An 809-nucleotide genomic window follows, 5' to 3' on the forward strand; every position below is an offset into this window, starting at 1 on the left:
CCCGCTGGGCGCGCTGCTCGGGCCGGCGCTGCCGACAGTCGGCGTCGGGCAGTCCGCGGCCGAGGCCCGGGCGGTGCTGGCGGGCGGGCGCCCCGCGGTACTGGTGCTGGTGGACGGCCGGGTGGCGGGGCTGCTGACCAGGGAGGCCCTCGCGACATGACGGTGCGTCAGGTGTCGCCCGCCGGCGCCAGGACGGCGGAGATCACCCGGTCCAGGGTGCGGTCGAACGCCCGGTCCGGGTCGGCGGGCGGGCCCGCGGTGGCGAAGGCCTGGGCCAGGTGCGGGAATTCGCCGCTCGCCGCCGCCTGGCCGAGGTAACCGACCATCTCGGCCTGCCACTTGGCGCCCGCGGCCGCGGTCTGCTCGTACTGCGCGAACTGGGTGATGAAGCCGTTGAACAGCGCCATCGCCTCCATCCGGGCGCCGCCGCCGAGGCCGGTGGGGGCGGTGGCGGCGAGGAAGTGGTCGGTGTAGCGCAGGGCGTTGGGGCCGATGCTGGGGCGGACCAGCAGCAGTGCGGGCAGCCAGGGGTGGCGGCGGGCGATGCCGAGCTGCTGGTGGGCGAGGTCGACGAGATCGGCTCGGACGTCGCCGCTCGGCGCGGACGGCAGTCGGTACTCGCCGGCGACCGCGTCGAGCATCAGGTCGAGCAGGTGCTCCTTCTTCGGTACGTAGTTGTAGAGCGACATGGTGCCCGCGCCGAGCGCCGCCGCGACCCGCCGCATGGAGGCCGCGTCCAGGCCCTCGGCGTCGGCGATCCCGATGGCCGCGGCGGCGATCGAGTCGCGGCTGTGGGCCGGGCGCGGGCC

1 protein-coding gene is annotated in these 809 nt (G+C 76.3%); it reads right to left on the reverse strand.

Annotation, left to right across the window (positions count from 1 at the left end; genetic code table 11):
* Positions 1 to 167: 167 nt before the first annotated feature.
* The coding region (locus tag KS423_RS46490; protein WP_224285660.1) for a TetR/AcrR family transcriptional regulator at positions 168 to 809 on the reverse strand (642 nt) is incomplete at its 5' end.

The sequence above is a fragment of the Streptomyces sp. LS1784 genome (assembly GCF_020103755.1).
Lineage (GTDB): Bacteria > Actinomycetota > Actinomycetes > Streptomycetales > Streptomycetaceae > Kitasatospora.